Origin of the sequence: Kitasatospora phosalacinea (genome assembly GCF_000716545.1) — a bacterium.
In the GTDB taxonomy this organism is placed as follows: Bacteria; Actinomycetota; Actinomycetes; order Streptomycetales; family Streptomycetaceae; genus Kitasatospora; species Kitasatospora phosalacinea.
Map to the genome: position 1 here is coordinate 189,106 of NZ_JNWZ01000003.1, position 22,739 is coordinate 211,844.

Annotated in this window: 21 protein-coding genes; 11 read left to right on the top strand and 10 right to left on the bottom strand. The window is 74.8% G+C overall.

The genetic code is table 11. The features are described 5' to 3' along the window. Position 1: 1 nt before the first annotated feature. A complete protein-coding gene (locus tag OO48_RS02855; protein ID WP_051731656.1) occupies positions 2 to 370 on the bottom strand; it encodes an antibiotic biosynthesis monooxygenase family protein in 369 nt (122 codons plus the stop codon). Positions 371 to 537: 167 nt separating this feature from the next. Between OO48_RS02855 and OO48_RS02860 the strand changes: the two genes are divergently transcribed. Then, entirely contained in the window at positions 538 to 795 is a 258-nt protein-coding gene (locus OO48_RS02860; RefSeq protein ID WP_030462512.1) for a hypothetical protein, read from the top strand. 223 nt (positions 796 to 1,018) lie between these two features. Here OO48_RS02860 and OO48_RS02865 read toward each other — a convergent pair whose 3' ends face one another. Continuing rightward, positions 1,019 to 1,927: an EI24 domain-containing protein gene (locus OO48_RS02865; protein ID WP_033212407.1), complete on the bottom strand. Its 909-nt coding sequence runs from the start codon at positions 1,925 to 1,927 to the stop codon at positions 1,019 to 1,021. 141 nt (positions 1,928 to 2,068) lie between these two features. Between OO48_RS02865 and OO48_RS02870 the strand changes: the two genes are divergently transcribed. After that, positions 2,069 to 2,530, top strand: coding sequence for a nucleoside deaminase (locus OO48_RS02870; protein ID WP_051731657.1), 462 nt, complete (start codon positions 2,069 to 2,071; stop codon positions 2,528 to 2,530). A 65-nt stretch (positions 2,531 to 2,595) separates the two neighbouring features. Here OO48_RS02870 and OO48_RS02875 read toward each other — a convergent pair whose 3' ends face one another. The 3 genes from OO48_RS02875 to OO48_RS02885 form a co-directional block, all read right to left on the bottom strand. Beyond that, positions 2,596 to 3,117 carry a hypothetical protein gene (locus OO48_RS02875; RefSeq protein ID WP_033212408.1) on the bottom strand — a complete coding sequence of 174 codons (522 nt, stop codon included), beginning with the start codon at positions 3,115 to 3,117 and terminating at the stop codon, positions 2,596 to 2,598. After that, complete coding sequence (locus tag OO48_RS02880) at positions 3,036 to 4,160, bottom strand: hypothetical protein (protein WP_157845366.1); 1,125 nt, start codon at positions 4,158 to 4,160, stop codon at positions 3,036 to 3,038. Before OO48_RS02880 ends, OO48_RS02875 begins: the two co-directional genes overlap by 82 nt. Positions 4,161 to 4,413: 253 nt before the next feature. Beyond that, on the bottom strand, positions 4,414 to 5,913 hold the full coding sequence (locus OO48_RS02885) for a lipase maturation factor family protein (RefSeq protein ID WP_051731658.1): 1,500 nt from the start codon (positions 5,911 to 5,913) through the stop codon (positions 4,414 to 4,416). 250 nt (positions 5,914 to 6,163) lie between these two features. Between OO48_RS02885 and OO48_RS02890 the strand changes: the two genes are divergently transcribed. The 4 genes from OO48_RS02890 (at position 6,164) to OO48_RS02905 (ending at position 9,635) form a co-directional block, all read left to right on the top strand. After that, complete coding sequence (locus tag OO48_RS02890; protein ID WP_081951872.1) at positions 6,164 to 7,189, top strand: EamA family transporter; 1,026 nt, start codon at positions 6,164 to 6,166, stop codon at positions 7,187 to 7,189. 161 nt (positions 7,190 to 7,350) lie between these two features. Then, positions 7,351 to 8,439: a sugar ABC transporter substrate-binding protein gene (locus tag OO48_RS02895; protein WP_033212410.1), complete on the top strand. Its 1,089-nt coding sequence runs from the start codon at positions 7,351 to 7,353 to the stop codon at positions 8,437 to 8,439. A 372-nt stretch (positions 8,440 to 8,811) separates the two neighbouring features. Then, positions 8,812 to 9,303 (top strand): hypothetical protein, encoded by a 492-nt coding sequence (locus OO48_RS02900; RefSeq protein WP_033212412.1) that lies wholly within the window; start codon positions 8,812 to 8,814, stop codon positions 9,301 to 9,303. Continuing rightward, complete coding sequence (locus OO48_RS02905; protein ID WP_033212413.1) at positions 9,300 to 9,635, top strand: hypothetical protein; 336 nt, start codon at positions 9,300 to 9,302, stop codon at positions 9,633 to 9,635. The genes OO48_RS02900 and OO48_RS02905 overlap by 4 nt, the downstream gene beginning before the upstream one ends. A 46-nt stretch (positions 9,636 to 9,681) precedes the next feature. Here OO48_RS02905 and OO48_RS02910 read toward each other — a convergent pair whose 3' ends face one another. After that, positions 9,682 to 10,593: a DMT family transporter gene (locus tag OO48_RS02910; protein ID WP_033212415.1), complete on the bottom strand. Its 912-nt coding sequence runs from the start codon at positions 10,591 to 10,593 to the stop codon at positions 9,682 to 9,684. A gap of 45 nt (positions 10,594 to 10,638) precedes the next feature. Here OO48_RS02910 and OO48_RS02915 point away from each other — a divergent pair, with 45 nt between their 5' ends. From OO48_RS02915 to OO48_RS02935, 5 genes are all read left to right on the top strand, one after another. Continuing rightward, the gene (locus tag OO48_RS02915; RefSeq protein WP_033212417.1) at positions 10,639 to 12,054 is read left to right on the top strand and encodes an aminotransferase-like domain-containing protein; all 1,416 of its coding nucleotides are present in this window, start codon (positions 10,639 to 10,641) and stop codon (positions 12,052 to 12,054) included. Between the two features lie 126 nt (positions 12,055 to 12,180). Next, on the top strand, positions 12,181 to 13,113 hold the full coding sequence (locus OO48_RS02920) for a 1-phosphofructokinase family hexose kinase (protein ID WP_033212419.1): 933 nt from the start codon (positions 12,181 to 12,183) through the stop codon (positions 13,111 to 13,113). Between the two features lie 629 nt (positions 13,114 to 13,742). Continuing rightward, a complete protein-coding gene (locus tag OO48_RS02925) occupies positions 13,743 to 14,732 on the top strand; it encodes an ROK family protein (protein WP_081951876.1) in 990 nt (329 codons plus the stop codon). A 49-nt stretch (positions 14,733 to 14,781) separates the two neighbouring features. Further along, entirely contained in the window at positions 14,782 to 15,600 is an 819-nt protein-coding gene (locus tag OO48_RS02930) for a helix-turn-helix domain-containing protein (RefSeq protein WP_033212421.1), read from the top strand. A gap of 53 nt (positions 15,601 to 15,653) precedes the next feature. Then, the gene (locus tag OO48_RS02935) at positions 15,654 to 16,385 is read left to right on the top strand and encodes a class I SAM-dependent methyltransferase (protein ID WP_033212423.1); all 732 of its coding nucleotides are present in this window, start codon (positions 15,654 to 15,656) and stop codon (positions 16,383 to 16,385) included. On the opposite strand, the gene OO48_RS02940 is transcribed toward OO48_RS02935, so the two are convergent. The 4 genes from OO48_RS02940 to OO48_RS02955 form a co-directional block, all read right to left on the bottom strand. Beyond that, the gene (locus OO48_RS02940; RefSeq protein ID WP_033212425.1) at positions 16,375 to 17,367 is read right to left on the bottom strand and encodes a YdcF family protein; all 993 of its coding nucleotides are present in this window, start codon (positions 17,365 to 17,367) and stop codon (positions 16,375 to 16,377) included. The genes OO48_RS02935 and OO48_RS02940 overlap by 11 nt on opposite strands. A gap of 107 nt (positions 17,368 to 17,474) precedes the next feature. Beyond that, entirely contained in the window at positions 17,475 to 19,538 is a 2,064-nt protein-coding gene (locus OO48_RS02945) for an MDR family MFS transporter (protein ID WP_033212427.1), read from the bottom strand. Positions 19,539 to 19,734: 196 nt separating this feature from the next. Then, the gene (locus OO48_RS02950; RefSeq protein ID WP_063830595.1) at positions 19,735 to 21,423 is read right to left on the bottom strand and encodes a serine/threonine-protein kinase; all 1,689 of its coding nucleotides are present in this window, start codon (positions 21,421 to 21,423) and stop codon (positions 19,735 to 19,737) included. 268 nt (positions 21,424 to 21,691) lie between these two features. Beyond that, on the bottom strand, positions 21,692 to 22,621 hold the full coding sequence (locus OO48_RS02955; RefSeq protein ID WP_106970232.1) for a helix-turn-helix domain-containing protein: 930 nt from the start codon (positions 22,619 to 22,621) through the stop codon (positions 21,692 to 21,694). Between the last annotated feature and the right edge of the window lie 118 nt (positions 22,622 to 22,739).

Below are 22,739 nucleotides of genomic sequence, written 5' to 3' on the forward strand. Positions count from 1 at the left end.
ATCAGCCCGCCCCCACCGGACGGCCGGCGGGGGCGTCCGGGCGGGGCGCGTCCGGGCGGGGCGCGTCCAGGCGGCTCAGCGAGTGGAAGTGCACCACCGTCGGCGGGTGCTCCAGTTCGTGCAGTTCGCCCTCGGACCAGACCGGCCGGATCCGCCACATCGGCCCCGCGTACGCCCGCAGCGCCTCCTCGTCGCGCCAGCGCGTGATCATCCGGACCCGGTGGTCCTCGTCGGAGCAGGCCCGGAGCAGTTCCCCGCCGAGGAAGCCGTCCCAGCGCCCCAGGCCGGGCAGCACGGTCGAGGCGAGCCTGGCGCAGAAGTCCTCGGCCCGGTGCGGGGCGACCTGCGCCTCCCAGATACGAATGATCATCTCGGCCTCCTCGACTGAACACCGGACCCTGCTGCCCATTATCGAACGGCCCATCGGTTTTTCGTCCTGGTCACCGGCGCTTTGTCCGTTCGGACCGCCGCCGATTGCCGCCGACCCGGACCGGGCCAAGACTCGACGGTGGACCCGTACGGCGAGAGGAGCCCGACATGGCGGTCTGCGTGGTGTGCCAGAACGATTACTGGCTGTCCTTCGAGATCAAGACGATCACCGGCGACACGTACGTCTTCGACAGTTTCGAGTGCGCGATGGAGAAGCTCGCCCCGCGCTGCGAGCAGTGCACCGTCCGCATCGTCGGCCACGGCGTCGAGGTCGCCGGGCGGTTCTTCTGCTGCGCCCACTGCGCCCGCGCCAACAGTGTGCTGGGCGCCGAGGTCCGCGACGCGGTGGGCAGCCACCCGTCCTGATCCCGGCGGCGCAACGGAGGGGCGGCCACCGCGCGCAGCGGTGACCGCCCCTCCGTTGCACCCCCGGGCGCTCGGCACGTGAAGGGCAGCGAGCGGACGCGGTGGCCGGAGGGGGACGGAACGGCCTCGGGGACGGCGGCGTCCACGAACACGGCCACGGGGATGTTGTCGCGCGGCGCGTGGCGCTACGGCAGACCACCGTGGCGTCCGGCGATGGGCCCGATCATCCGGCCTTCGGGTCGGTCGCGTACGGGTTCGGACCGGGGTGCTGCCCCGGATACCGCCCGTACGGGTCCTGCCGGTACGGGTTCGGCTGCTGGTACGGGTCCGGCTCCGGGCCGTCGCCGTCGCCGTTCCCCTCGTCGTCCCCTTCGCCTCCCCCGGCCTCCTCCGCCCCGTACGGGGAGATCTCCCGCGCCAGCAGCGTCGCCCCGGCCACCGCGCCCGGCATCGCCAGCACCGTCGCCCCCGGGATCAGGAACAGCAGCGCGAGGCCCGTCCCGAACCCGAGCGTCATCGGCATCCTGGAACGCAGCAGCCGCAGCCGCTCCTTCTGCGGCAGGCCGCGGTTCTGCAGCGGCGTGCCCGTCAGCTCGGCCGTCAGGTAGTACCCGGACACGCACAGCGCCAGCACCGGCACGACGGTCTGCCCCACCACCGGGATGAACCCGCACAGGAACAGCACGATCCCGAACGCCACCGCCCGCAGCAGCACCGCGAGACTGTCCCGCGCCGCCACCCACAGCGCCCGCCACAGCGGAACGTCGGGCTCCGGCGGGCCGCCGCCCTCGGTGGCCTCCACCTTCGCCGACAGCGACTCGTAGAACGGCTCACCGATCAGCAGCGTCACCGCCGTGAACGTCAGCATCGCCAGCAGCCCGCCCGCACCGATCGCCACCCCCGCGACGACCACCCGCACGGCGTTCCGCCACACCTCGCTCCACCCGTCCGCGAACGGCGTGGCCCACTCGGCCAGGTCACCCGCGTACACGACCAGCACCGCCAGCGCGGCCACGTACCCGACCAGGGCGATCAGCGCCGGGATCATCCCGAACGCCCACCACCGCACGTGCCGCGCCACCCACCGCTGCCCGCTGAACAGGAACCGCAGTCCCGCCCCGAAATCTCGCATCCCCGCACCTTAAAGGAGACGCCAAGGACGTCCGACACCGGACCGCACCCGGCCCCGCGACAGCCGCTCGTCCCGCTGTCGGCGTGGCGGGGTGCACCACGACGGCCAGGGCCGGAAGAGTGAGCAGCCGGAGGTGGCCGGATGAACGGTCGGGTGACGGCGGAGCAGGCACGGACGTGGCTGGACGTCGCGGTAGCGGAGGCGGAGGCCGGACTCGCGGAGGGCGGCGTCCCGATCGGAGCGGCGCTGTTCCGGCTGGACGGCGAACTGCTCGGACGCGGACACAACCGGCGCGTCCAGGACGACGACCCGTCCGCGCACGCGGAGACCTCGGCGTTCCGCGCAGCCGGCCGGCTGCGCGGCTACCGCGACACGGTGATGGTCACCACCCTCTCCCCGTGCTGGTACTGCTCGGGGCTGGTCCGCCAGTTCGGCATCGGCCACGTGGTGATCGGCGAATCCACCACCTTCACCGGCGGCCACGACTGGCTCGCCGCCCACGGCACCGGCATCACCCTGCTCGACGACCCGCGCTGCGTACGCCTGATGACCGACTTCGCCGCCGCCCGCCCCGACCTCTGGTACGAGGACATCGGCGAATGAACCCGCCCGCCGCCGCGCACGGAGCGCGACGACGGGCGGGAAGGAACTCTCCTACTGACGAGCCGTCAGGCGCGAACGGTGGCCACCGCGGCGCCCAGCGCCTCCTTGATGCGCGGCCCGAGCCGGGCGAACCCGAGCTCCTTCATCGCCGCCCGCAGCAGTTCGTCATCGCTGCGCTTCTCCCCGTCGGAGTCCAACCAGCCCACCAGCGCGACCAGTTCCTCTGCGGAGTACGCGGCGATCGGCTTCCCGGCCACCAGATCGGGCTTGACCCACCCCGCCGTCACCGTGACAGGAGCCGGCTCCTCAGCCACAACGGCCTCCGGCGCGACGACAACCTCGGGCTCGGCCTCGACGGCAGCTTCGGGCTCCGGCTCGGGCTCCGGCGCGGCGACAATCTCGGGCTCGGCCTCGGCCTCGACAACCGCCTCGACCTCAACGGCCTCCGGCTCGGCTTCGGCCACCACCGACTCCTCAGCGACCTCGGCGACAGCCTCCGGCTCGGTCACCGCTTCCTCGGCAGCGACCCCGGCCTCGGCCTCGGCAACCGGCACGACCTCGACGGCCCCCGGCTCGGCTTCGGCCACCGGCGCCTCGGTGACAGCCTCCGGCTCCGCAACCTCGACCTCGGGCACCTGGCTTCGGCCACCGGCGCCTCGGTGACAGCCTCCGGCTCCGCAACCTCGACCTCGGGCACCTGCGGCCCCGCCGCCAGCGCGGCCTTCGCCGCGACGTGCCGGTCGTACGCGGCCAGCGCGGCGTCCTTGTCGGCTTGGCGCTCGCTCAGCTCCTCCAGCAGCTCCGTGAGCCCCTCCTCGGCGAGTTCCAGGCGCAGCTGGCGCAGGGCGGAGAGCCGGTAGAGGGTGCCTTCGTCGGCGGCCAGGCGGTCGACGAGGTCGGCGAGTTCGGTGAGCGGGAGGGAGTCGAGGGAGCGTCCGGGGAGGAGTCGGGCCAGGGAGCGGACGGCGTCGGCGAGGGAGTCGACGACGTTGGCGGTCTCGGTGAGCAGGGTGCCGTCGACGGGGACGGAGGGGCGGGAGGACGCGTCGGAGAGGGCGGTCCAGTCGCGGTGGGCGGCCGCGGCGGCGACGAGTGCGGTGTGCAGCTCGGCGCGGCCGGGGCGGGTGCCGGGGGCGGCGAGGGCGCGGGCCTGGCCGCGCAGGGTGCGGCGGCGGTTCCAGCCTAGCTTGGCGCCGGTCTCCTTGCGGTAGGCGCCGGTGCCGGTGGCGGCGGCGAGTTCGGCGAGGTCCTGCGCGTAGGCCTCGGTGCGCAGCGTCGCGGTGGTGGCGTGGACGCGCTGGAGGAGGTCGAGCAGGGTGGTGAGGCCGCCGAGGGTGTCGGGGATGTCGAGGCCGGCCTTGGCGGCGATGGCGTTGGCGGCCTGGCCGACGGCGCGGGTGTCGCGGCTGCGGAGTTCGGCGAGGGCGGTGGAGGCGGCGCGGGCGTCCTCGGGTCCGGTGACCGTGTCGGCGGCCTCCAGCCAGGGGTTGGCGTCCGCGGTGAGGGCGAAGCCGCCCTGGTCGGCGAAGCGGCCGAGTTCCTCACGGGTGCTCTGGCGGGTCTCGCCGTCCGTCGCGGACGCGGTCTCGGACGCGGCGTCGTCGGCGTCGTTCAGGGTGCGCACTGTCATGTGAAGTCCGGTTCGTGGCGTTTGGCGGGCAGAAGGACTGGCGGGGCGGGTGGGGTGTTTGCGGCGGCGGTGGCGTCGCGGGAGGCCAGAATACGGGTGCGCGTTCGAGCCGTGCACGCACCGGACCTCCGTGCGTTCGCCGGGCCGCGGTGGACCGTCGGCGGGGGCGCGGGGCCCGTCCGCGTGGTCCGTACGGTAGGGAGCGGCACCGACAGTACGCCCCGGCCGGGTGGGGGGCGGGAGTTGGGTGGGTTCATCGGTGTCCTCCCGGCTCGTCGCGGGGCCCGTTCCGGGGCCCGTTCCGGGACGCGTCCCGGGGCGCGTACGGGCGCAGTTCGGCGAGCCCGACGGGCGGCTGGTAGGTGCGGACGCGGCGGCGGTGCCACCAGGCGCCGGTGTCGCGGAGTTCGGGGCCGTCGGTGAAGCGGTAGTGGTGCAGTTGGGCGCGGACGAGGGCGGGCGGGGTGCCGGGGAAGGGGTTGTGGCGCAGCAGCCGCAGGGTGTCGGGGTCGTTGACGAGCAGGCGGGCGAGCAGCGGGCGGAACCAGGGGCGGGCGTAGGCGGGGGAGATCGCGGCGAACCACATCAGCCAGTCGAGGCGCAGGTGGTAGGGCGCGAACTGCCTTGGCAGCCGCCGCACTTCGCCGGGCTTGCCGTGGAATTCGTACTCCTGCCAGCCGTCCTGGCCGTGAACGTCGCGGGTGCCTTCGAGGACGATCTCGTACCGGTCGCGGTTGACGGAGCCGAACGCGCCGTAGCTGTTGACCAGGTGGAGGCGGTCCCAGGAGCGGTTCATCTGCTGGCGCGGGGAGAACAGGTTGCGCAGCGGCTGCCGGGAGCGGACGAGCACGAGCAGGGTGTACGCGGCCACCAGGGCCTGGTACCAGGCGGGTTGGGGGCCGTAGGAGGGGTCGGGGCCGATCGGCAGGACGCGGCGCAGGGTGCCGGTGTCCAGGACGGACAGGGCGAGTGCGACGGTGAGCCAGTTGAGCCAGGCGAAGTTGCCGGAGGCGATCAGCCACAGCTGGGTGGCGATCATCAGCAGGGCGGCGTCGGAGGCGATCGGCTGCGGGAGGAACAGGCCGAAGGGGACGACGAGTTGGACGAAGTGGTTGGCGGCGGCCTCGGCCTTGTGCAGCGGTCGGGGCAGGTGGTGGAAGAACCAGCTGAGCGGGCCGGGCATGGGCTGGGTCTCGTGGTGGTGGTAGAGGCAGGTGAGCTTGCGCCAGCACTCGTCGCCGCGCCACTTGATCAGTCCGGCGCCGAACTCGACCCGGAACAGCACCCAGCGCAGCAGCCACAGGCCGAGCAGCGGCGGGGCGACGCGGTCGTTGCCGAGGAACACGGCGAGCGCCCCGGCCTCCAGCAGCAGGGACTCCCATCCGAAGGCGTACCAGGTCTGCCCGGTGTTGACGATCGACAGGTAGAGCACCCAGAGCAGCGCCCACAGGGCCATCGCGGCGCCGAGCGGGAGCAGGTTCGCGGCGCCGGCGAGCAGGGCGAGCGACAGCAGCAGGCCGCTCCACGCGAGGGCGGCGTAGAAGCGGTCGCTGTAGTGCCAGTGGAACAGGCTGGGGGCGCGGCGGAACGGGACGCGGGCCAGGAAGCGCGGGATCGGGAGCATGCCCCGGCTGCCCAGCAGGGCGCGGAACTGCCGGGCGGCGGCCAGGAACCCGCAGGCGTGGACGAGGGCGAGCAGGCGTAGGAACAGCTCGCGGGCGAGCCGGTACTCGGGGGCGGCGAACCATGCCATGCGGCCGCTCCTCCGATCGGCTGCGCTCGGACCGCCCCCATGCCTACCATCCGGCGCGGCCGGGGCGGGGCGGCTGGGGGCGCGGTGGTGCGCCGGTTCATCCGGTCGGCCCTGTCCGGCGTGCGGCGGGGGCGTTCGCGCGTAGTGCTCTCGCCGTCCGTACCGAGTGCTGAAACCCCCTGCCGCGCACGAACGGAGTGTGGTGTCATTCCGCCGAACGCCCTGTCAGGACCAAGACAAGGAGACGCACGTGTCCGCACCCTCTCCGCAGTCCCCCGCCGACGCCGACCCCGGCTGTCCGTCCCCGACCGGCTCCCGGGCCGGCTCCCCGGTGAGCTCCCGGGCGGCAGCCGCGGAAGCGGCCCCCGACGCGGTCGGCCGGGCCGCCCCGTTCGGCGGGCTCGGGGCGGCGGTCTGGGCGGCGCTCGGCATCGTGTACGTGGTGTGGGGGTCGACCTACCTGGCGATCCGGGTAGTGGTGGAGACCATGCCGCCGCTGCTGTCGGGCGCGCTGCGCTTCGGCGCCGCGGCGCTGCTGCTCGGCGCCGGCCTGGCGGTCCGCAAGGGGTGGCGCGCGCTGCGGGTGACGTGGCGCCAGTTCGCCTCCGCCTTCCTGGTGGGCGTGCTGCTGCTGGTCGGCGGCAACGGGCTGGTGGTGCTGGCCGAGCGCACCGTGCCGTCGGGGCTGGCGGCGCTGATGGTGGCGAGCGTGCCGCTGTGGGTGGTGCTGCTGCGCCGGGCGTTCGGGACGCGGACGGGCGGGGCGACGCTGGCGGGCGTGCTGCTCGGCCTGGTGGGCCTGGTGGTGCTGACCGCACCGGGGTTGACCGGCCAGGTGGGCCTGTCGGGCCTGCTGCTGGTGGTGGCCGCGGCGGTGGTGTGGGCGCTGGGTTCGGTGCTGGCGGGGCGGCTGCCGATGCCGGCCGATCCGTTCGTGGCGAGCGTGTACGAGATGCTGGCGGGCGCGGTGGGCGCGCTGGCGCTGTCGTTCGCGCGGGGCGAGCCGGGCGGTTTCGAACCGGGCGCGGTGTCGGCGGGTTCGTGGGCGGGGCTGGTGTACCTGGTGCTGTTCGGCTCGATTGTCGCGTTCACGTCTTACGCCTGGCTGTTGCAGCGCGCGCCGCTCCCGCTGGTGGCGACCTACGCGTACGTCAATCCGGTGGTGGCGGTGTTCCTGGGCTGGCTCTTCCTCTCCGAAGCGTTGACCTGGCCGATCATTCTGGGCGGCGGGATCGTGGTCGGCGGGGTGTTCCTGGTGGCACGCAGCGAACGCTGAACGATCCGCAGACGAACCTCCCGGAATGCATTCAAGAAGGTAACGACTTGGTCGATTCCCTCCGACCAATGATTTACTTCTTGACGACACCTGGTCCGTGGGGCTTGACTCCCCTCACCTCGCCGTAGGGACACGGCGCTGTCAGGGAGGCACCACCCACCATGAACTCGATGACGCGTCGACTCGTCATCGGCACGGCCGCCGTGTCGATGGCGATGTCGCTCGCCGCCTGCGGGGACGACAAGCCCTCGTCGTCCGCGGGCAACCAGTCCATCGGACTGCTGTTGCCCGAGCGCACCTCATCCACCCGCTACGAGGCGTTCGACAAGCCGCTGATCCAGGCGTCGGTCGAAGGGCTGTGCACCAAGTGCACCCTCGACTACGCCAACGCCGACGGCGACGAGAAGGTGCAGAAGGAGCAGTTCGACGCGCTGCTCGCCCGCGGCGTCAAGGTGATCCTGCTCGACCCGGTGAACGCCGCCGCCACCGCGCCGTGGGTGGACGCGGCCAACAGCAAGGGCATCAAGGTCATCGCGTACGACCGGCTGGCCGCCGGCAACGTCGCCGCCTACATCTCGTTCGACAACCAGCGCACCGGCGAACTCCAGGGCCAGGCGCTGCTGGAGGCGATGGGCAAGCAGGCGGGCAACGCCGAGATCGTGATGATCAACGGCGCCGAGACCGACCCCAACGCGGCCTCCTTCAAGGAGGGCGCGCACAAGGCGCTGGACGGCAAGGTCAAGCGGATCGCGTACGAGCAGTCCGGCGAGTGGAAGCCGGACATCGCCGGCTCGAAGATGGCCGAGGCGATCTCCAAGCTCGGCAAGAACGGCTTCCAGGGCGTCTACTCGGCGAACGACGGCATGGCCGGCGCGATCATCGACGAGCTGCACAAGGCCGGGCGCACCGACGTGCCGGTCGGCGGGCAGGACGCCTCGCTGGACGCGATCCGCCGGATCCTCACCGGCGATCAGGCGTACACCATCTACAAGCCGTACCAGCCGGAGGCCGACGCGGCCGCCAGCATGGCGGTCTACCTGCTGAAGGGCATCGACATCACCTCGGTGGCCTCCACCATGACCGATTCGAACGGCCTGCAGATCCCGTCGATGCTGCTCACCCCGGTCGTCGTCACCAAGGACAAGGTCGTCGAGACGGTCATTGCCGGCGGTCTCTACAAGGCCGAAGAGGTCTGCACCCCGCAGTTCGCCAAGGCCTGCAAGGACGTCGGCGTCCCCGGCACCTACTGACCGGAACGGGCGGTGCGGCTCCTTGTGCGGGGGTGCCGCCCCGCCCGTTCCTCCTCCGGCAGGTCCGGCGCCCCCGATCCGTCCGGCGCCCCGGCCGGGCCGGGAACGCCGGCCTGGTCCACGGCCCGCCGTCACCGGTGCCGGCCGGCACGGACGCGCCCGGCAGGACGCGCAGCGGACGGTTCGCGGGGCGGCGGCGAGGGCCGAGGCGGGGGCGGTAGCGGGTGCACGAACGAAAGACAGTGTGCGAACTTCCCCGCCGGAACGCCCCTTCGGCGGGTGGGAGACAGATCACAGGACGGCGACCCGGCCCCGCGACGGCGCGGACTGTGATGCACTGGGCGCCTTGCCGAACGATGGGGAGCGCGCGACATGGACCTGCGGACGGATTACTTCCGGGCCGCCGACGAGGCCGCGGTACGGAAGGTGATGGAGCTGGGCGGTCGTTCGCCCGCCGAGACCTTCGAATCGGTGCAGGCCAGGGGGATCGACCCGACCGTGGTGCTGCCGCACCTGGTGGCCGCGCTGCGGGAGGGGGACTCCCCGGTCAAGGACGGCCCGGACCGCTCGGTGTGGCCGACCGGCCTGCAGCCCTGGGACCCGGAGGCGCCGGGCACCGCCGTCGACTTCGAGGATCCGTGGATGACCGGCCCCTGGGTGGTCGAGCTCTCCGACGAGACCCGCGACGCGCTGGCCGGCATCGAGCGCAGGCGGCTGCCGCAACTGACCAGCCAGTGGGGCCGCACCGACGAGGTGAAGAACGTGGAGCGGATCGAACTCATGCGGTTGATCCACCAGTTGGGGGTGCTGGCCCGCCGGGCCCGGAAGGACGGGCAGCACCTGTACTGCGTACTGGCCCAGTGAGCACGCCCGCGTACGCCTTCTTCCGCGCCCCGGGCCCGGACGCCGACCTGGTCGACCGCACCGTCTGGCCCGCCACCGGGCGGGCGCACTGCTTCGTCATCCCGGGCGACCCGTGGAGCACCGGCCCCTGGGCCCACCAGCTCTCCCCCGCCGTGCGCGACCTGCCGGCCGGCTCCCCCACCGGGGCCCTGCTCGCCCTGCGCCCGCACGGCCCGACCCCGCCCGCCCCGGCCCTCGCCGCGCTGCCCGCCCTCGCCGCCCCGGCCCGCCGGGCGGCGGCCGCCGACGAGCTGCTCTACTACTGGCTGACCGGCCCGCTGTTCGAGGACTGACTCCGGCAACGGGTCGGGACGACCCGGGTCGGCCCCGCCCCCTCCGCTACCTCCCCCGGCCGGCCCGCTGGGTGGCGGCGATGCAGGCGACCACGGCGAGGGCGGTGGGGACGGCGGCGCCGGGCAGCGCCTCGGCGAGCAGCAGGACGGCCCAGCAGAGCGTCAACAGCGGCTGGGCGAGCTGGAGTTGACTCGCCCGGGGGACACCGATGGCGGCCATCCCGCGGTACCAGACCACGAAGCCGCCGAACTGCGAGACGGCCGCCAGGTAGGCCAGGCCGGTGACGCCGTGCCAGTTCCAGTGCACGGGTTCGGCGGTGAGCGCGAGCGCGCCGGTGAGCGCGTTGACGGGCAGCGCGGCGACCACGCCCCAGCCGATCACCTGCCAGCCGGGCAGGTCACGGGCCAGCCGTCCGCCTTCCGCGTAGCCGAACGCGCAGAGCAGCAGCGCCCCGAACAGGTACAGGTCGGCGGCGGTCAGGCCCGCGCCGCCGCTCTGCTGGACGGTGAAGGCGAGCACGACGGCCGCCCCGGCCGTCGCGGCGAGCCAGAACGCGCGCGGCGGCCGCGACTTGGCGCGCAGCGCGCCGACGGCGGCGGTGGCCAGCGGCAGCAGGCCGATCACCACGGCGGAGTGCGCGGTGGAGGAGAGCCGCAGCGCGAGCGTGGACAGCAGCGGGAAACCGACCGCGCAGCCGACCGCGACGGCGGCCAGGCCCGGCCAGGCCGCCCGGGGCGGGACGCGGGCGCCGGAGGCGAGCAGGCAGGCGCCGGCCGGCAGCGCGGCGAGGATGCCGCGCAGGCCGGTGACCGTCCAGGGGCCGAAGCCCTCCAGGGCCCAGGCGGTGGCGGGGAAGCTGAAGGAGAAGGCGAGCACGCCGAGGGCGGCCTGGGCGGTGCCGCCGAGCCTGCCGACCGCTATCGGGCGAAGTGCAGTAGCGCTATTCTGTGCTGACATACAGGACGGTAGCAGTTACCGCCCGCCTGCCGGAAGGGCCGACGAATGAGCGTGCAGGAGCTGACGGGCACGCTTCGCGCCATGGTGATGCGCTACTCGCCGGGCGAGCGGATCCCCAGTAGCAGGGAGCTGGTGGAGCGCTACCGGGTCAGCCCGGTCTCGGTCTCCCGGGCGGTCCGGGAGCTGGTCGCGGAGGGCGTGGTGGTGTCCCGGCCGGGCGCGGGCGTGTTCCGGGCCGAGCCCGGGCCGGCGCCCGCCGTGCGGGGCGACTTCTCCTGGCAGGAGGTGGCGCTCAGCGCGGAGGCGGGGGCGCCGCCGGCCCGGGTGGTGGACGCCTCGGGAGTGCTGGCCGCGCTCGCGCTGGCCCCGCCGGAGGTGATCGACCTGAACAGCGGCTACCCGCACCCCTCGCTGCTGCCGGAACGGGCGCTGGCCGGCGCGCTGGCCCGGGCGGCCCGCCGGCCGGGCGCCTGGGGGCGGCCGCCGCTGGAGGGGCTGCCGGAGCTGCGCGGCTGGTTCGCCCGGGAGTTGGGCGGCGGCGTCACGGCGGCGGAGGTGCTGGTCACCGCGGGCGGGCAGAGCGCGCTGACCTGCGCGCTGCGCTCGCTGGCCCCGCCGGGTGCGCCGGTGCTGGTCGAGTCCCCCACCTATCCGGGGCTGTTGGCGGTCGCCCGGGCGGCGGGCCTGCGCCCGGTGCCGGTGCCGGTGGACGCGGACGGGGTGATCCCGGAGCGGCTGGCCGAGGCGTTCGCGGCCTCGGGGGCACGGCTGTTCGTCTGCCAGCCGCTGTTCCAGAACCCGACCGGCACCGTCCTGCCGGTCGAGCGGCGGCGGGCGGTGCTGGCGGCGGCGAAGCGGGCGGGGGCGTTCGTGGTGGAGGACGACTTCGCCCGGCTGCTGGTGCACGCGGATGCGGGCGAGTTGCCGCCGCCGCTGGCCGCGGACGACCCGGACGGCACGGTGGTGCACGTCCGTTCGCTGACCAAGGCGGCCTCGCCGAGCCTGCGGGTGGGCGCGCTGGTGGCCCGGGGCCCGGCGCTGGCCCGGCTGCGCTCGGTGCAGGCGGTGGACTCCTTCTTCGTCCCGCGCCCGCTCCAGGAAGCCGCCCTCGAACTGGTCACCGCCACCGACTGGCCGCGCCACCTGCGAGCGCTGGCCCGGGAGCTGGCCGAGCGACGGCAGCTGTTCGCCACCGCCCTGGCCCGGCACGCCCCCGCCCTGCTGCCGCCCCGCCTCCCGCGCGGCGGCTTCCACCTGTGGCTGCCGCTGCCCGCCGGGACCGAGCCGGCCGCCTTCGCCGCCGCCGCGCTGCGCCGGGGGGTCGCCCTCTCCCCCGGCTCGAACTACTTCACCGCCGAACCCGCCCCGCACGTCCGGGTCGGCTTCGCCGCCGCCGAGACACCCGCCCAGCTCGCCACCGCGGCCCACCACCTGGCCGGGGCCCTGGACTCGACGAGCTGACGACACCGCGCCCGCCCCGGACGTTCACAAATCCCCCATCGGTGCTCGAAGCTGCGCGAATCCCGGTATGATCACGCAAATTCAGTCAGTCAGTTCGTCCGACGACCATCCTGGGGGGCGTCCGCCGTGATCCTCACCGTCACGCCGAATCCGGCGCTGGACGTCACCTACACCGTGCCCGGCTTCCGCCCGCACACCAGCCACCGGGTCACCGGGGTGGCCGCCCAGGCGGGCGGCAAGGGCGTCAACGTGGCCCGGGTGCTCGCCGCGCTGGGCCGGGCCGTCCGCTGCGTGCTGCCGCTCGGCGGGCCCACCGGGGACGCCGTCCGGGCCGACCTGGCCGCCGCCGGGCTCGACCACGCCGAGGTGCCGATCACCGGCGACACCCGGCGCACCGTCACCGTCGCGGACGGCGCGGACGCCACCGTGCTCAACGAGCCCGGCCCGGCGCTGAGCGCCGCCGAGTGGGACGCCCTGCTCGGCGAGACCGCCCGGCACCTGCCGCAGGCCGCCGTCCTGGTGCTGGCCGGCAGCCTGCCGCCCGGCGCGCCCGCCGACGGCTACGGCCAACTCGTCGCGCTGGGACGGCAGTTCCACCTGCCGGTGGTGCTCGACGCGGACGGCCCGGCGCTGCTCGCCGCACTCCCGGCCCGCCCCACCGTGATCAAGCCGAACGGTGCCGAACTCACCGCCGCCACCGGCCTGCCCGACCCCCGGGACGCCGCCCGGGTGCTGATCCGCCGGGGCGCCGAGTCCGTGCTCGCCTCGCTCGGCCCGGACGGCCTGCTCGCCGTCGACCGCCAGGGCGCCTGGCGCTGCGCCCCGCCCGCCGCCGTCACCGGAAACCCCACCGGCGCGGGCGATTCCGTGGTCGCCGCCCTCGCCGCCGGCCTCTCCGGCAACGCCGGCTGGCCCGCCGTCCTGCCCGACGCGGTCGCCCTCTCCGCCGCCACCGTCCTGCACCCCCGCGCCGGCCGCTTCGACACCCCCGCCTACCACCACCTGCGCGCCACCCTCACCGCCACCCGCCTCGGCGGCGTCGTCCCGCTCACCGGCTGACCCCCGCCCGCCACCCGGCAATCCCGGTTCGGCGCGGGCCGGTTGACCGCACAATGACCGCCACGGCGCACGAAGGCCCGGTCGAACTCGACGGTGGCGGCAGCCCGTGGCGGGCGGACAGCGGGGGCGACGGGGCGACGGCGGCGCCGGCGGACCTGCGGGCGGTGCCGGACCGGCTGGGCCCGGGGCCGGTGCACCCGGTGGGGTGCGGCCCGGGCGGCGGCCCGGCGCCCGGGCCGGCCCTGGAGCGGCCGGGGCGGGTCGCCTCGCTGGTACTGGTGCGCCCGGACGTCCCCGGCCACCCGTGGCCGCCGGGGCCGGAGCAGGACGCCGCGGTCCGGGCCCCGTCGGAGTCGGCGGCGCGGGACTGGCCGCTGGGCGTGCACCAACCGCCCGACCCGCCGGTGTTCGACCGGCTCGGCGAGCCGGCGGGCCCGCCCGCCCGGGTCCCGGTCGGGGACTTGGACCCGCCGCCGGCCGTCGGCTGCGCGGAGCGCACCGCCGAGCGCCCGGACTGCGAACCGGTCCGCGTCCCCGACCGGGTGGTGGCCGCCACCCCGGGCCTCGCGGGCCGCCGACCTGCGGCTTCCGGTAGCCTGGCCAGTCCGACAGGTCACCCCGAGTCGGACATGCAGGAGGTGCGCGCCGTGGCCACCGACCCGTCCCCGCCGTCGTCGCCGCCGTCGCCGTCGTCGTCGTTGTCGCCCTTGGTGGCCGCCGTCGACCTCGGCGGGACGAAGACCGCCGGCGCGATCGTCACCGGCTCCGGCGGACTACTGGCCCGCGCCGAGTGCCCGACGGCCGCGGACGGGGACGCCGAGGCGGTGTTCGCGGGCGTCGCCCGGGTGCTGGAGGAACTCTCCGCGCACCCGGCCTGGCCGGGCGTCACCGCCGTCGGCGTGGGCAGCGCGGGGCCGGTCGACACCGCGGCGGGCACCGTCTCCCCGGTCAACGTCCCGTCCTGGCGCGGCTTCCCGCTGGCCCGGCGGATCGCGGAGCGCACCGCGCTGCCGGTGCGGCTGCTCGGCGACGGGGTGGCGCTCGCCGAGGCCGAGCACTGGCTGGGCGCCGCCGCCGGGTACCGCGAGGCGCTGTGCATGGTGGTCTCCACCGGGGTCGGCGGCGGCCTGGTCCTGGACGGCCGGGTGCACCCGGGCCCGAGCGGCAACGCCGGGCACATCGGGCACGTCAGCGTCCAGTGGGACGGCGAGCCCTGCCCGTGCGGCGGACGCGGCTGCCTGGAGGGCCTGGCCAGCGGCCCCGCGATCGTCCGCCGCGCCCGCACGGCCGGTTGGCGCCCCGCCGGGGGCGGCCCGCTCACCGCCCGCGCCGTCGCGGACTCCGCCCGCACCGGCGACGGCGCCGCCCTCGCCGCCTTCGACCTCGCCGCCCGGGCGCTGGCCGCCGCGATCGCCGGCACCGCCGCCCTGGTCGAACTCCAGGCCGTCGTCATCGGCGGCGGCGTCGCCCAGTCCGGTCCCCTCCTCTTCGACCCCCTGGCCCGCCACCTCACCCGCTACGCCGGTCTCCCCTTCACCCGCGGCATCCACCTCCACCCCGCCCGCTTCGGCCCCGACGCCGGCCTGATCGGCGCGGCGGCCGCCGCCCTGCGGGGCTGAGCGGACGCGGAACCTGGTCGTTCCCGGGCCGTCTGCCTAGGCTGGGGGCGTGCAGCCACCGGCCCCGTGGGAGATCGCGACCCCGTCGCGCCCCTGGCGGCTGCCCGGGGTGGCGATGGCCGGGTTCCGGGGGCGGGGGGTGGCGGACCTGGGGGTGGTGCCGTTCCCGGCGGTGACCTTGGCGATCGATCTGGGCGAGCGGCCGCTGACCGTCACGGACGGCGGGCGGCCGGTGCGGGGCAGCGTGGTGATCGGGTTGGGGACGGAGGGGCTGCGGGGCAGCGGGCGGGACGTGCGGTGCCTACAGGTGCGGCTGTCGCCGGTGGTGGCGCACGCGGTGCTGGAGGGGTTCGCGGCGGAGGGCGGCCCGCCGGCCGGGTGGGACGAGGTGTGGGGCCGGGCGGCCGTCCGGTTGGAGGAGCGGTTGCGGGCGGAGCCGTCCTGGGAGCGGCGCTTCGCCCTGGTGGCCGGGGAGTTGGCGGCACGGCGGTCGGCCGGCCGCCGGGTGGACGCGGAAGTGGCGTACGTCTGGCGCGAGTTGGCGCGTACGCACGGCGCGGCACGGGTGGACGCCCTGGCGGCGGAGGTGGGGTGGAGCCGCAAGCGGCTGTGGTCGCGGTTCCGGGCGCAGGCCGGGGTGACGCCGAAGCGGGCGGCCCGGCTGGTGCGGTTCGACCACGCGGCGCACCGGCTGGCGGCGGGTCGGCCGCCGGCGGCGGTCGCGGCGGAGGCCGGCTACGCGGACCAGTCCCACCTGCACCGGGAGGTCGCCGATTTCGCCCGGGTGACGCCGTCCGCGGTGGCGCGCGAGCCGTGGCTGTCGGTGGACGAGGTGGCCTGGGCGGCACCGGGCTACCTGCGCGGGTAGCGGTGGAACATTCGTCCAAGACGCGGCCCCGGCCGGGCCGTGAGACTGCCGGCATGACCGAGAACCCGTTCACGTCCCTCTTCCGCTACGGCGTCGACGCGCCCGGTTTCGTCGCCTCGACCTCCGCCCTCGGCGCGGCCTGCGCGCTCACGGCCGCCGCCCGCCCGTTCCGGGGCCGGGCCGCGGTGGCCGCGCTGGGGGCCGGACTGCTGGCACAGGCGGGGATACACCTGCACACCACGCTGCGCGGCAAACTCCGGGTTTGGGAACGCGAGTTGGACGCCCTGGAGCTGCGCGGCGACGAACGGCTGCTGGACGTGGGCTGCGGCCGCGGCGCGGTGCTGATCGGCGCGGCCCGACGGCTGCCGCGCGGCCGGGCGGTCGGGGTGGACCTGTGGGCGACGAAGGACCAGAGCGGCAACACCCCGGCGGCGACCCTGGCCAACGCCACCGCGGCCGGCGTCCGGGACCGGATCGAGGTGCACACCGCCGACGTCACCGAACTCCCTTTCCCCGAGGCGGACTTCGACCTGGTCACCTCCGCCCTGGTGATCCACAACATCCCCACCGCGGCGGCCCGGCTGCGCGCCGTGGACGAGGCCCTGCGCGTGCTGCGCCCGGGCGGCCGGCTGCTGCTCGCCGACATCTCCCCGATGGTCCGCCGCTACGCCGCCCACCTGGGCGCGGGCACCGTCCGCCCGCTCGGCCCGGCGTACTGGTACGGCGGCCCGTGGCTGTCGGTGTCGATGCTGGAGCTGCGCAAACCGGAGGGGCTCAGAGGCTGAGCGACTCCAGCACCAGCAGGGTGCCCACCGCGAGGTTGGCCCAGCGGTAGATGACGAGCACGGCGACGAACTCGCGGATGGTCGCGCTGGGCCAGAAGTACGCGGCGGTGGGCGAGCCGACGACGTGGCCGTGGACGCCCTCGCGGCGGGCGAAGACGGCGGCGCGGAAGGCGTGGAAGTTGTTGGTGACGACGACGCAGCGGTAGTCGGGGTCGGCGGCGGCCATGATCGCGTGGCTGAAGCGGAGGTTCTCCTCGGTGGTGCGGGAGCGGTCCTCGCGGATGATCCGGTCGGCGGGGAAGCCGCGTTCGACCAGGTAGTCGGCCATGGCGTGGGACTCGGGGAGCTGTTCGTCGGAGCCCTTGCCGCCGGAGGCGACCAGCAGCGGGGAGCGGCCGCGGTCGACCTGCCGGTCGTACAGGCGGCGGCCGCGCTCCAGGCGGCTGACGAGCAGCGGCGGGACGCGGCTGCCGTCGAGCAGGCCGGTGCCGAGCACGACCACGTAGTCGACGTCCTCGCGCGGGGTCAGTCGGCCGTACAGGTAGGCGTAGCCGACGAAGCAGGCGAACAGGAAGGACAGGTAGCAGGCGACCACGAACACGGTGCGGGCGACCACCACCAGCGCCTCGGAGTCGGCCCCGGTGGCGGCCAGCAGCAGGGCGAACACGGCCAGGATGCCGAGGCCGCACAGCAGGGCGAGCAGGTTGGCGAGGCTGCGGCCCTCCTTGCGGGCGGTCTTGAGCCCGTTGGCGATCAGCAGACCGGCGAGGACCAGGCTGCCCAGCGCGGGGGTGAGCACCAGGACGACCAGGACGGTCTCGGCGGCGACCGAGTCGGCCCGGTGGAGGGTGCCGAGCAGGGCCAGGGAGAACAGGGCGACGGAGAGCCCGAGGCAGACGGCGTTGCCGAAGCGGCGCCGGTCGCGCAGCATGCCGATGCCGAACAGCAGCAGGGAGAGGAGCGCGAGGGCGTACAGGAGCATGGGGGGCAGCCTAGTGCCGCGCTGGATCACGACGGCCCCGCCCCGCGGCAGGCCCGACGGGGCGGGGCGGGGCGCGGCGGCGGCCCGGCGTCAGCGGCGACGCGGTGTCAGCGGCGGCCGGAGAGGACGCCGCCCCTCTCCGGCAGCCCTTCGGAAAGGTCCTCGACGATCATGCGTTTGGCGATGGTGTCGGCGGCGGCGCGCAGTTCGGCGCTGCGCGGGCGGCCGCGGTCCTCCTCCAGCCTGCGGTTGAGCCAGTCGGACCAGGCCCGGGTGATGGTCGCGGCTTCCCGTCCGCCGGCCTCGGTGTGCTGGTAGAAGCCGTTGCTGGCCTCCAGGAAGCCCTCGGTGACCATCCGGTCGAACACCGGCTGGAGGACCTCCGGGGGGATCCGGCGGCGGGCGGCGATCAGGTTGAGGCTGGCGTGGCCGACGGTGCGGGTGAACAGTTCGACCTGCATGACGGCCCAGGCGCCGGCCACGTCGAGCCTGGTCCCGGAGGAGCCGACGAGCTGCCGGGCGGTGTCGAGCCCCGCGGTGCCGAGGAGTTTGGCGACGGCGAGCTCGAGGACCTTGGAGGAGTCGCCGGAGGAGGGCTGGGCGAAGCCCTCGCCCATGTCGGAGGAGCTGGCCCGGGCGGAGTCGCGGAGCTTGACCTGCTTGAGGAAGAGCGCGACCACGAAGCCGACCAGGGCGACCGGGACGGTCCACAGGAAGACGGTGTGCAGCGAGTCGGCGTAGGCCTGGATGACCGGCGCGGCCTGCTCGGCGGGCAGTTGGTGGACGCCGTGCGGGCTCTGCGCGGCGACGGCGATCTGCTGCGGGTCGGCGCCGGTGGTCCGGGCGGCCTCGGCGACGCCCGCGCTCAGGTTGGTCTTCAGCGAGTTGGCGTAGATGGTGCCGAAGACGGCGGTGCCGAACGAGGAGCCGAGGGTGCGGAAGAAGGTGACGCCGGAGGTGGCGGTGCCCAGGTCGGTGTAGTCGACGGTGTTCTGCACGGCGATGGTGAGCACCTGCATGCACAGGCCGATGCCGGTGCCGAGCACGAACATGTAGAGGCTGGCCAGCCAGGCGCTGGTGCCGACGTCCAGCAGCGAGAGCAGGTAGAGGCCGACGCCCATCACCACCGAGCCGATGATCGGGAAGAACCGGTACTTGCCGGTCTTGGAGACCACGTTGCCGGAGAAGATCGAGGCGATCAGCAGGCCGAGCACCATGGGCAGGGTCCGCACGCCGGAGACGGTCGCCGAGTCGCCGTCGACGTACTGCAGGAAGGTCGGCAGGAAGGTCAGCGCGCCGAGCATGGCGAAGCCGACGATGAAGCTGAGGGTCGAGCAGACGGTGAACACCTGGTTGCGGAACAGCCGCATCGGCAGGGTCGGTTGGGCGGCCCTGGTCTCGACCCAGCAGAACAGGGCGAGCGCGACGACGCCGACCGCGAACAGGCCGATGATCACGCCCGAGCCCCAGGCGTACTCGTTGCCGCCCCAACTGGTGGCCAGGATCAGGGCGCTGGCGCCGATCGCGACCAGGGCGATGCCGAGGTAGTCGATGACCGGGCGGATGCCCGACTTGACCACCGGGATGTTCCGGGCGGCGGCGATGACCACCACGATGGCGATCGGCACGTTGACGTAGAACGCCCAGCGCCAGGACAGGTGGTCGGTGAACAGGCCGCCGAGCAGCGGGCCGATCACCGTGGCCACGCCGAACACGGCGCCGATCGCACCCTGGTACTTGCCGCGTTCGCGCAGCGGGATGACGTCGGCGATCAGCGCCATCGAGGTGACCATCAGGCCGCCGGCGCCGACGCCCTGGACGGCGCGCCAGATGATCAGCAGCAGCATGTTGGTGGACAGGCCGCACAGGAACGAGCCGACGATGAAGATGACGGTGGAGACCTGGAAGACGACCTTGCGGCCGAACAGGTCGCCCATCTTGCCGACCAGCGCCGTGGTGACGGTCTCCGCCAACAGGTAGGAGGTCACCACCCAGGACATGTGGGCGGCGCCGCCGAGGTCGGCCACGATGGTGGGCAGTGCGGTGCCGACGATGGTCTGGTCGAGGGCGGCCAGCAGCATGCCCAGCATGATGGTGCCGAACACGACGTTCCGCTGCCGCCGGTCGAGGACGGGCGGGGCTGCCTGACTGACTTCGCTGGAGGTGGTCACCCTGGCATCGTCACATTTCGTCCCGGTTTGACCGACCCGACACCCCGGTTGAGCGACACGCCGACGCACGATCAGCCGGTGGTGCGACAAGAGGACGGACCCGTCGCGCCGGAGGGTCGTGGACAGCACGACGACGATCGGCCCCGACGACACCCGCGACCTGAACGCGGCGCCCCGGAGCGGGCCTTCGCCGCCGTCAGTCGTTGCGCTTCATGTCGCCGGAGAAACCCTGCTGGACGTAGTGCAGGGAGCCGTCCTTGTTCGGGGTGAGGACCGCCTCCCCGGCGATCGGGTCGCAGCCCGTGCTGACGGTCTCGGGCATGTTGCGGGCGACCAGCCGGGCCTCGGCGGCGGACACCAGGGACGCCTCGTTGGTGCACACGACCTGGCCGGTGCCGAGACCGCCGTCGGTCTCCACGTAGGCGATCGGGTCACCGACCGCGCCCTGGTGGATGGTGAACCGGATGACGATCCGCGTCCCGTTGGAGGACCTCGCCGAGCCCTCGAAGGTGCCCAGGAACGCGTCGGCGACGGCCTCCCGGCCGCTGGGCGAGGGCGAGGGCGAGTCTTCGGGCGCCTCGGTGCCGTCGTCCCCGGCCGGGGTGGCGGGGCTCTCCGGGCCGGTGCTCACCTCGCCGGCGGACGGCTTCGGGCTGCCGGACGCCCCGCCCGAGGCCTTGTCGTCCCCGTCCGCCCCGCCCGTCAGCGCCCACACGCCCAGGCCGGCCAGCGCCGCGGCGACCAGCCCGGTGGCGATCAGCGGCGCCGCCCGCCGCCCGGCCGACGGCCGCGGGGCCGGGTACGGGGCGGGCGTGTGCGGGTGGGGGTACGGGTACTGGCCCGGCGGGGTCTGCGCGGCCGCCGGGTAGCCCGGCGGGGGCGGGCCGAACGACGGGAACCCCGGCGTCGGCGTCTGGGACGGCGGGGCCTGCGCCGGGGTCTCCAGGACGGTGGGCGCGGGCGGCCGGACGGGGTCGGGCCGCGACTCCAGGTCCAGCAGCGCGACGGCCATCCGCGCCACCTCCTCGGACACCGCGGCGGGCAGCCAGCCCCGGTCGCCGAGCCTGGTCGTCCCCGCGGCGCTGCGCAGCAGCCGTTCCCGGAGGGCCGCCGGGGACGGCCTGAGCTCCGGCTCCTTGGCCAGGCAGTCCCGCACCAGGGCGAGCAACTCGCCGTCCAGGCCGCCGAGTTCCGGCTCCTCGTGGACGATCCGGTAGAGCAGCCCGGCCGCGCTGTCCTGCTCGCCGAACGGGGCCCGCCCGGTGGCCGCGAAGACCAGCACCGCGCCGAGCCCGAACACGTCGCCGGCCGGCCCGGCGGGGCGGCCCTTGGCCTGCTCCGGCGACATGAACCCCGGCGAACCGACCACGTACCCGGACCTGGTCAGCGCGGAGGTCGCGTCCAGCGCCCGGGCGATGCCGAAGTCGATCAGTCGCGGGCCGTCCAGCGCCAGCAGCACGTTCGACGGCTTGACGTCCCGGTGCACCAGCCCCAGCCCGTGCACCGCCTCCAGCGCGTCGGCCAGGCCGGTGCCCAGCGCCCGCACCGTGTCCGGCGGCAGCGCGCCGAACCGCCGCACCGCCTCCGACAGCGAGGGCCCCGCGACGTACCCGGTGGCCACCCACGGCTGCGGCCCCTCCGTGTCGGCGTCCAGCACCGGCGCGGTCCACCGTCCGCCGACCCGCCGCGCCGCGGCCACCTCCTGCCGGAACCGCTGCCGGAACTCCGGCTCTGCGGCGAACTCCTGACGGACCGTCTTCACCGCCACCGTCCGCCCGCCGGCCGTCCGCCCGAGGAACACCTCCCCCATCCCGCCGGCCCCCAGCCGCCCCAGCAGCCGGTACGGCCCCACCACATGCGGATCGCCCTCGCCGAGAGTCTCCAACGTTCCGCGCTCCTAGGCTGCTTGCCGAACCACCAGGAGATGTCCCGGCCCACTCACGAGATCTTCACGAGGCACCCTAGGGCCTCCCCCTCCCCGAACGGCACGCGTCACCCTTTTCCGAACCGGATCGGAACCTGACGGTTACGCACCCACGACAAGGACGAACTCCCCCGCCCGACCCCCGCACCGCCGCCTTCCGACTCCCCCACCCACCCCACCGGAGGCGACTCCCCCCTCGACCCCCTCAACTCCCCCCAGCTCGCCCCTTTCACCCCACCGGAGACCTCCCCCCGCCCGACCCCCGCACCGCCGTGCGGAAGGCGATCGGGGTGGTGCCGGTGCGCTGGTGGAAGAACTTGGCGAAGTTCGCGGCGTCGGCGAAGCCCAGGTGGTCGGCGATCCTGGCGGCGGAGCTCTCGCTGTGGGCGAGCAGCCGTTTGGCCTCCAGGACGACGCGGCGGTCGACGAACTCCTTGGCGCCGACGCCCGCGGCCGCGAGGGTGGCCCGGGAGAGGGTGCGCGGGGAGTAGCCGAGGTGCTTCGCGTAGTCCTCGACCCGCCGGGTGCGGGTGAAGTGGTGTTCGACGGCCTGCCGGAAGCGCCGGTAGGTCTCGCCGGGCTCGGTCGCGGTGCTGCCGCACGGCACCACCGGATTGGCGAGGCGCAGCAGCAGCGCGGCGAGCAGGTGGCGCAGCAGTGCGTGGTGGATCTCGGCGGGCAGGTCCGCGCCGGAGGCGTACTCGCGGTGGAGGTGCCGGACCGCCTGCCGCAGCGCCTCGCGGTCGGTCCCCGAGGTGTGCAGGACGGCGGCCGCGAAGGGGTCGTCGAGCTTGGCGGCGGCGACCGTCGCGGGGTCGGGGAAGCCGGGTTCGAAGAGCACCAGCGTGCCGTCGGCGTCGCCGAGTTCGCCCCACTGCTGGACCTGCCCGGGCCGTACCCACAGCCAGCTGCCGGGTTCGACGGTGTGCGCGGTGAAGTCGACGGTGTGGCGCAGGCTGCCGCGGTCGAGGGTGAGCAGGTGGTGGAAGGCGGGCCGTTGCGGGCGGTGGAAGTCGTCCGCGGGGGCGGTGGCGGCGGCGCGGCGGTGGCGGAGTTCGGCGAGCGTCATGACTTCGACGCCGACCGGTCCCCCGGGTGGCGCGGTGAACGGGACCTCGGGGATCACCGTCCCGGACGCCTGGGGTTCGTTCGCTCGCATGGTCACCACATCCGCTGCCAGGCTACCTCCGGTCGATCTTCCGCCGGGAGGCCGCCGGTGCGGTCGGGGGCGCCGTCCCGGCCCGGTCGGCCCACCGGTCGGATCCGCCCTTGACCAC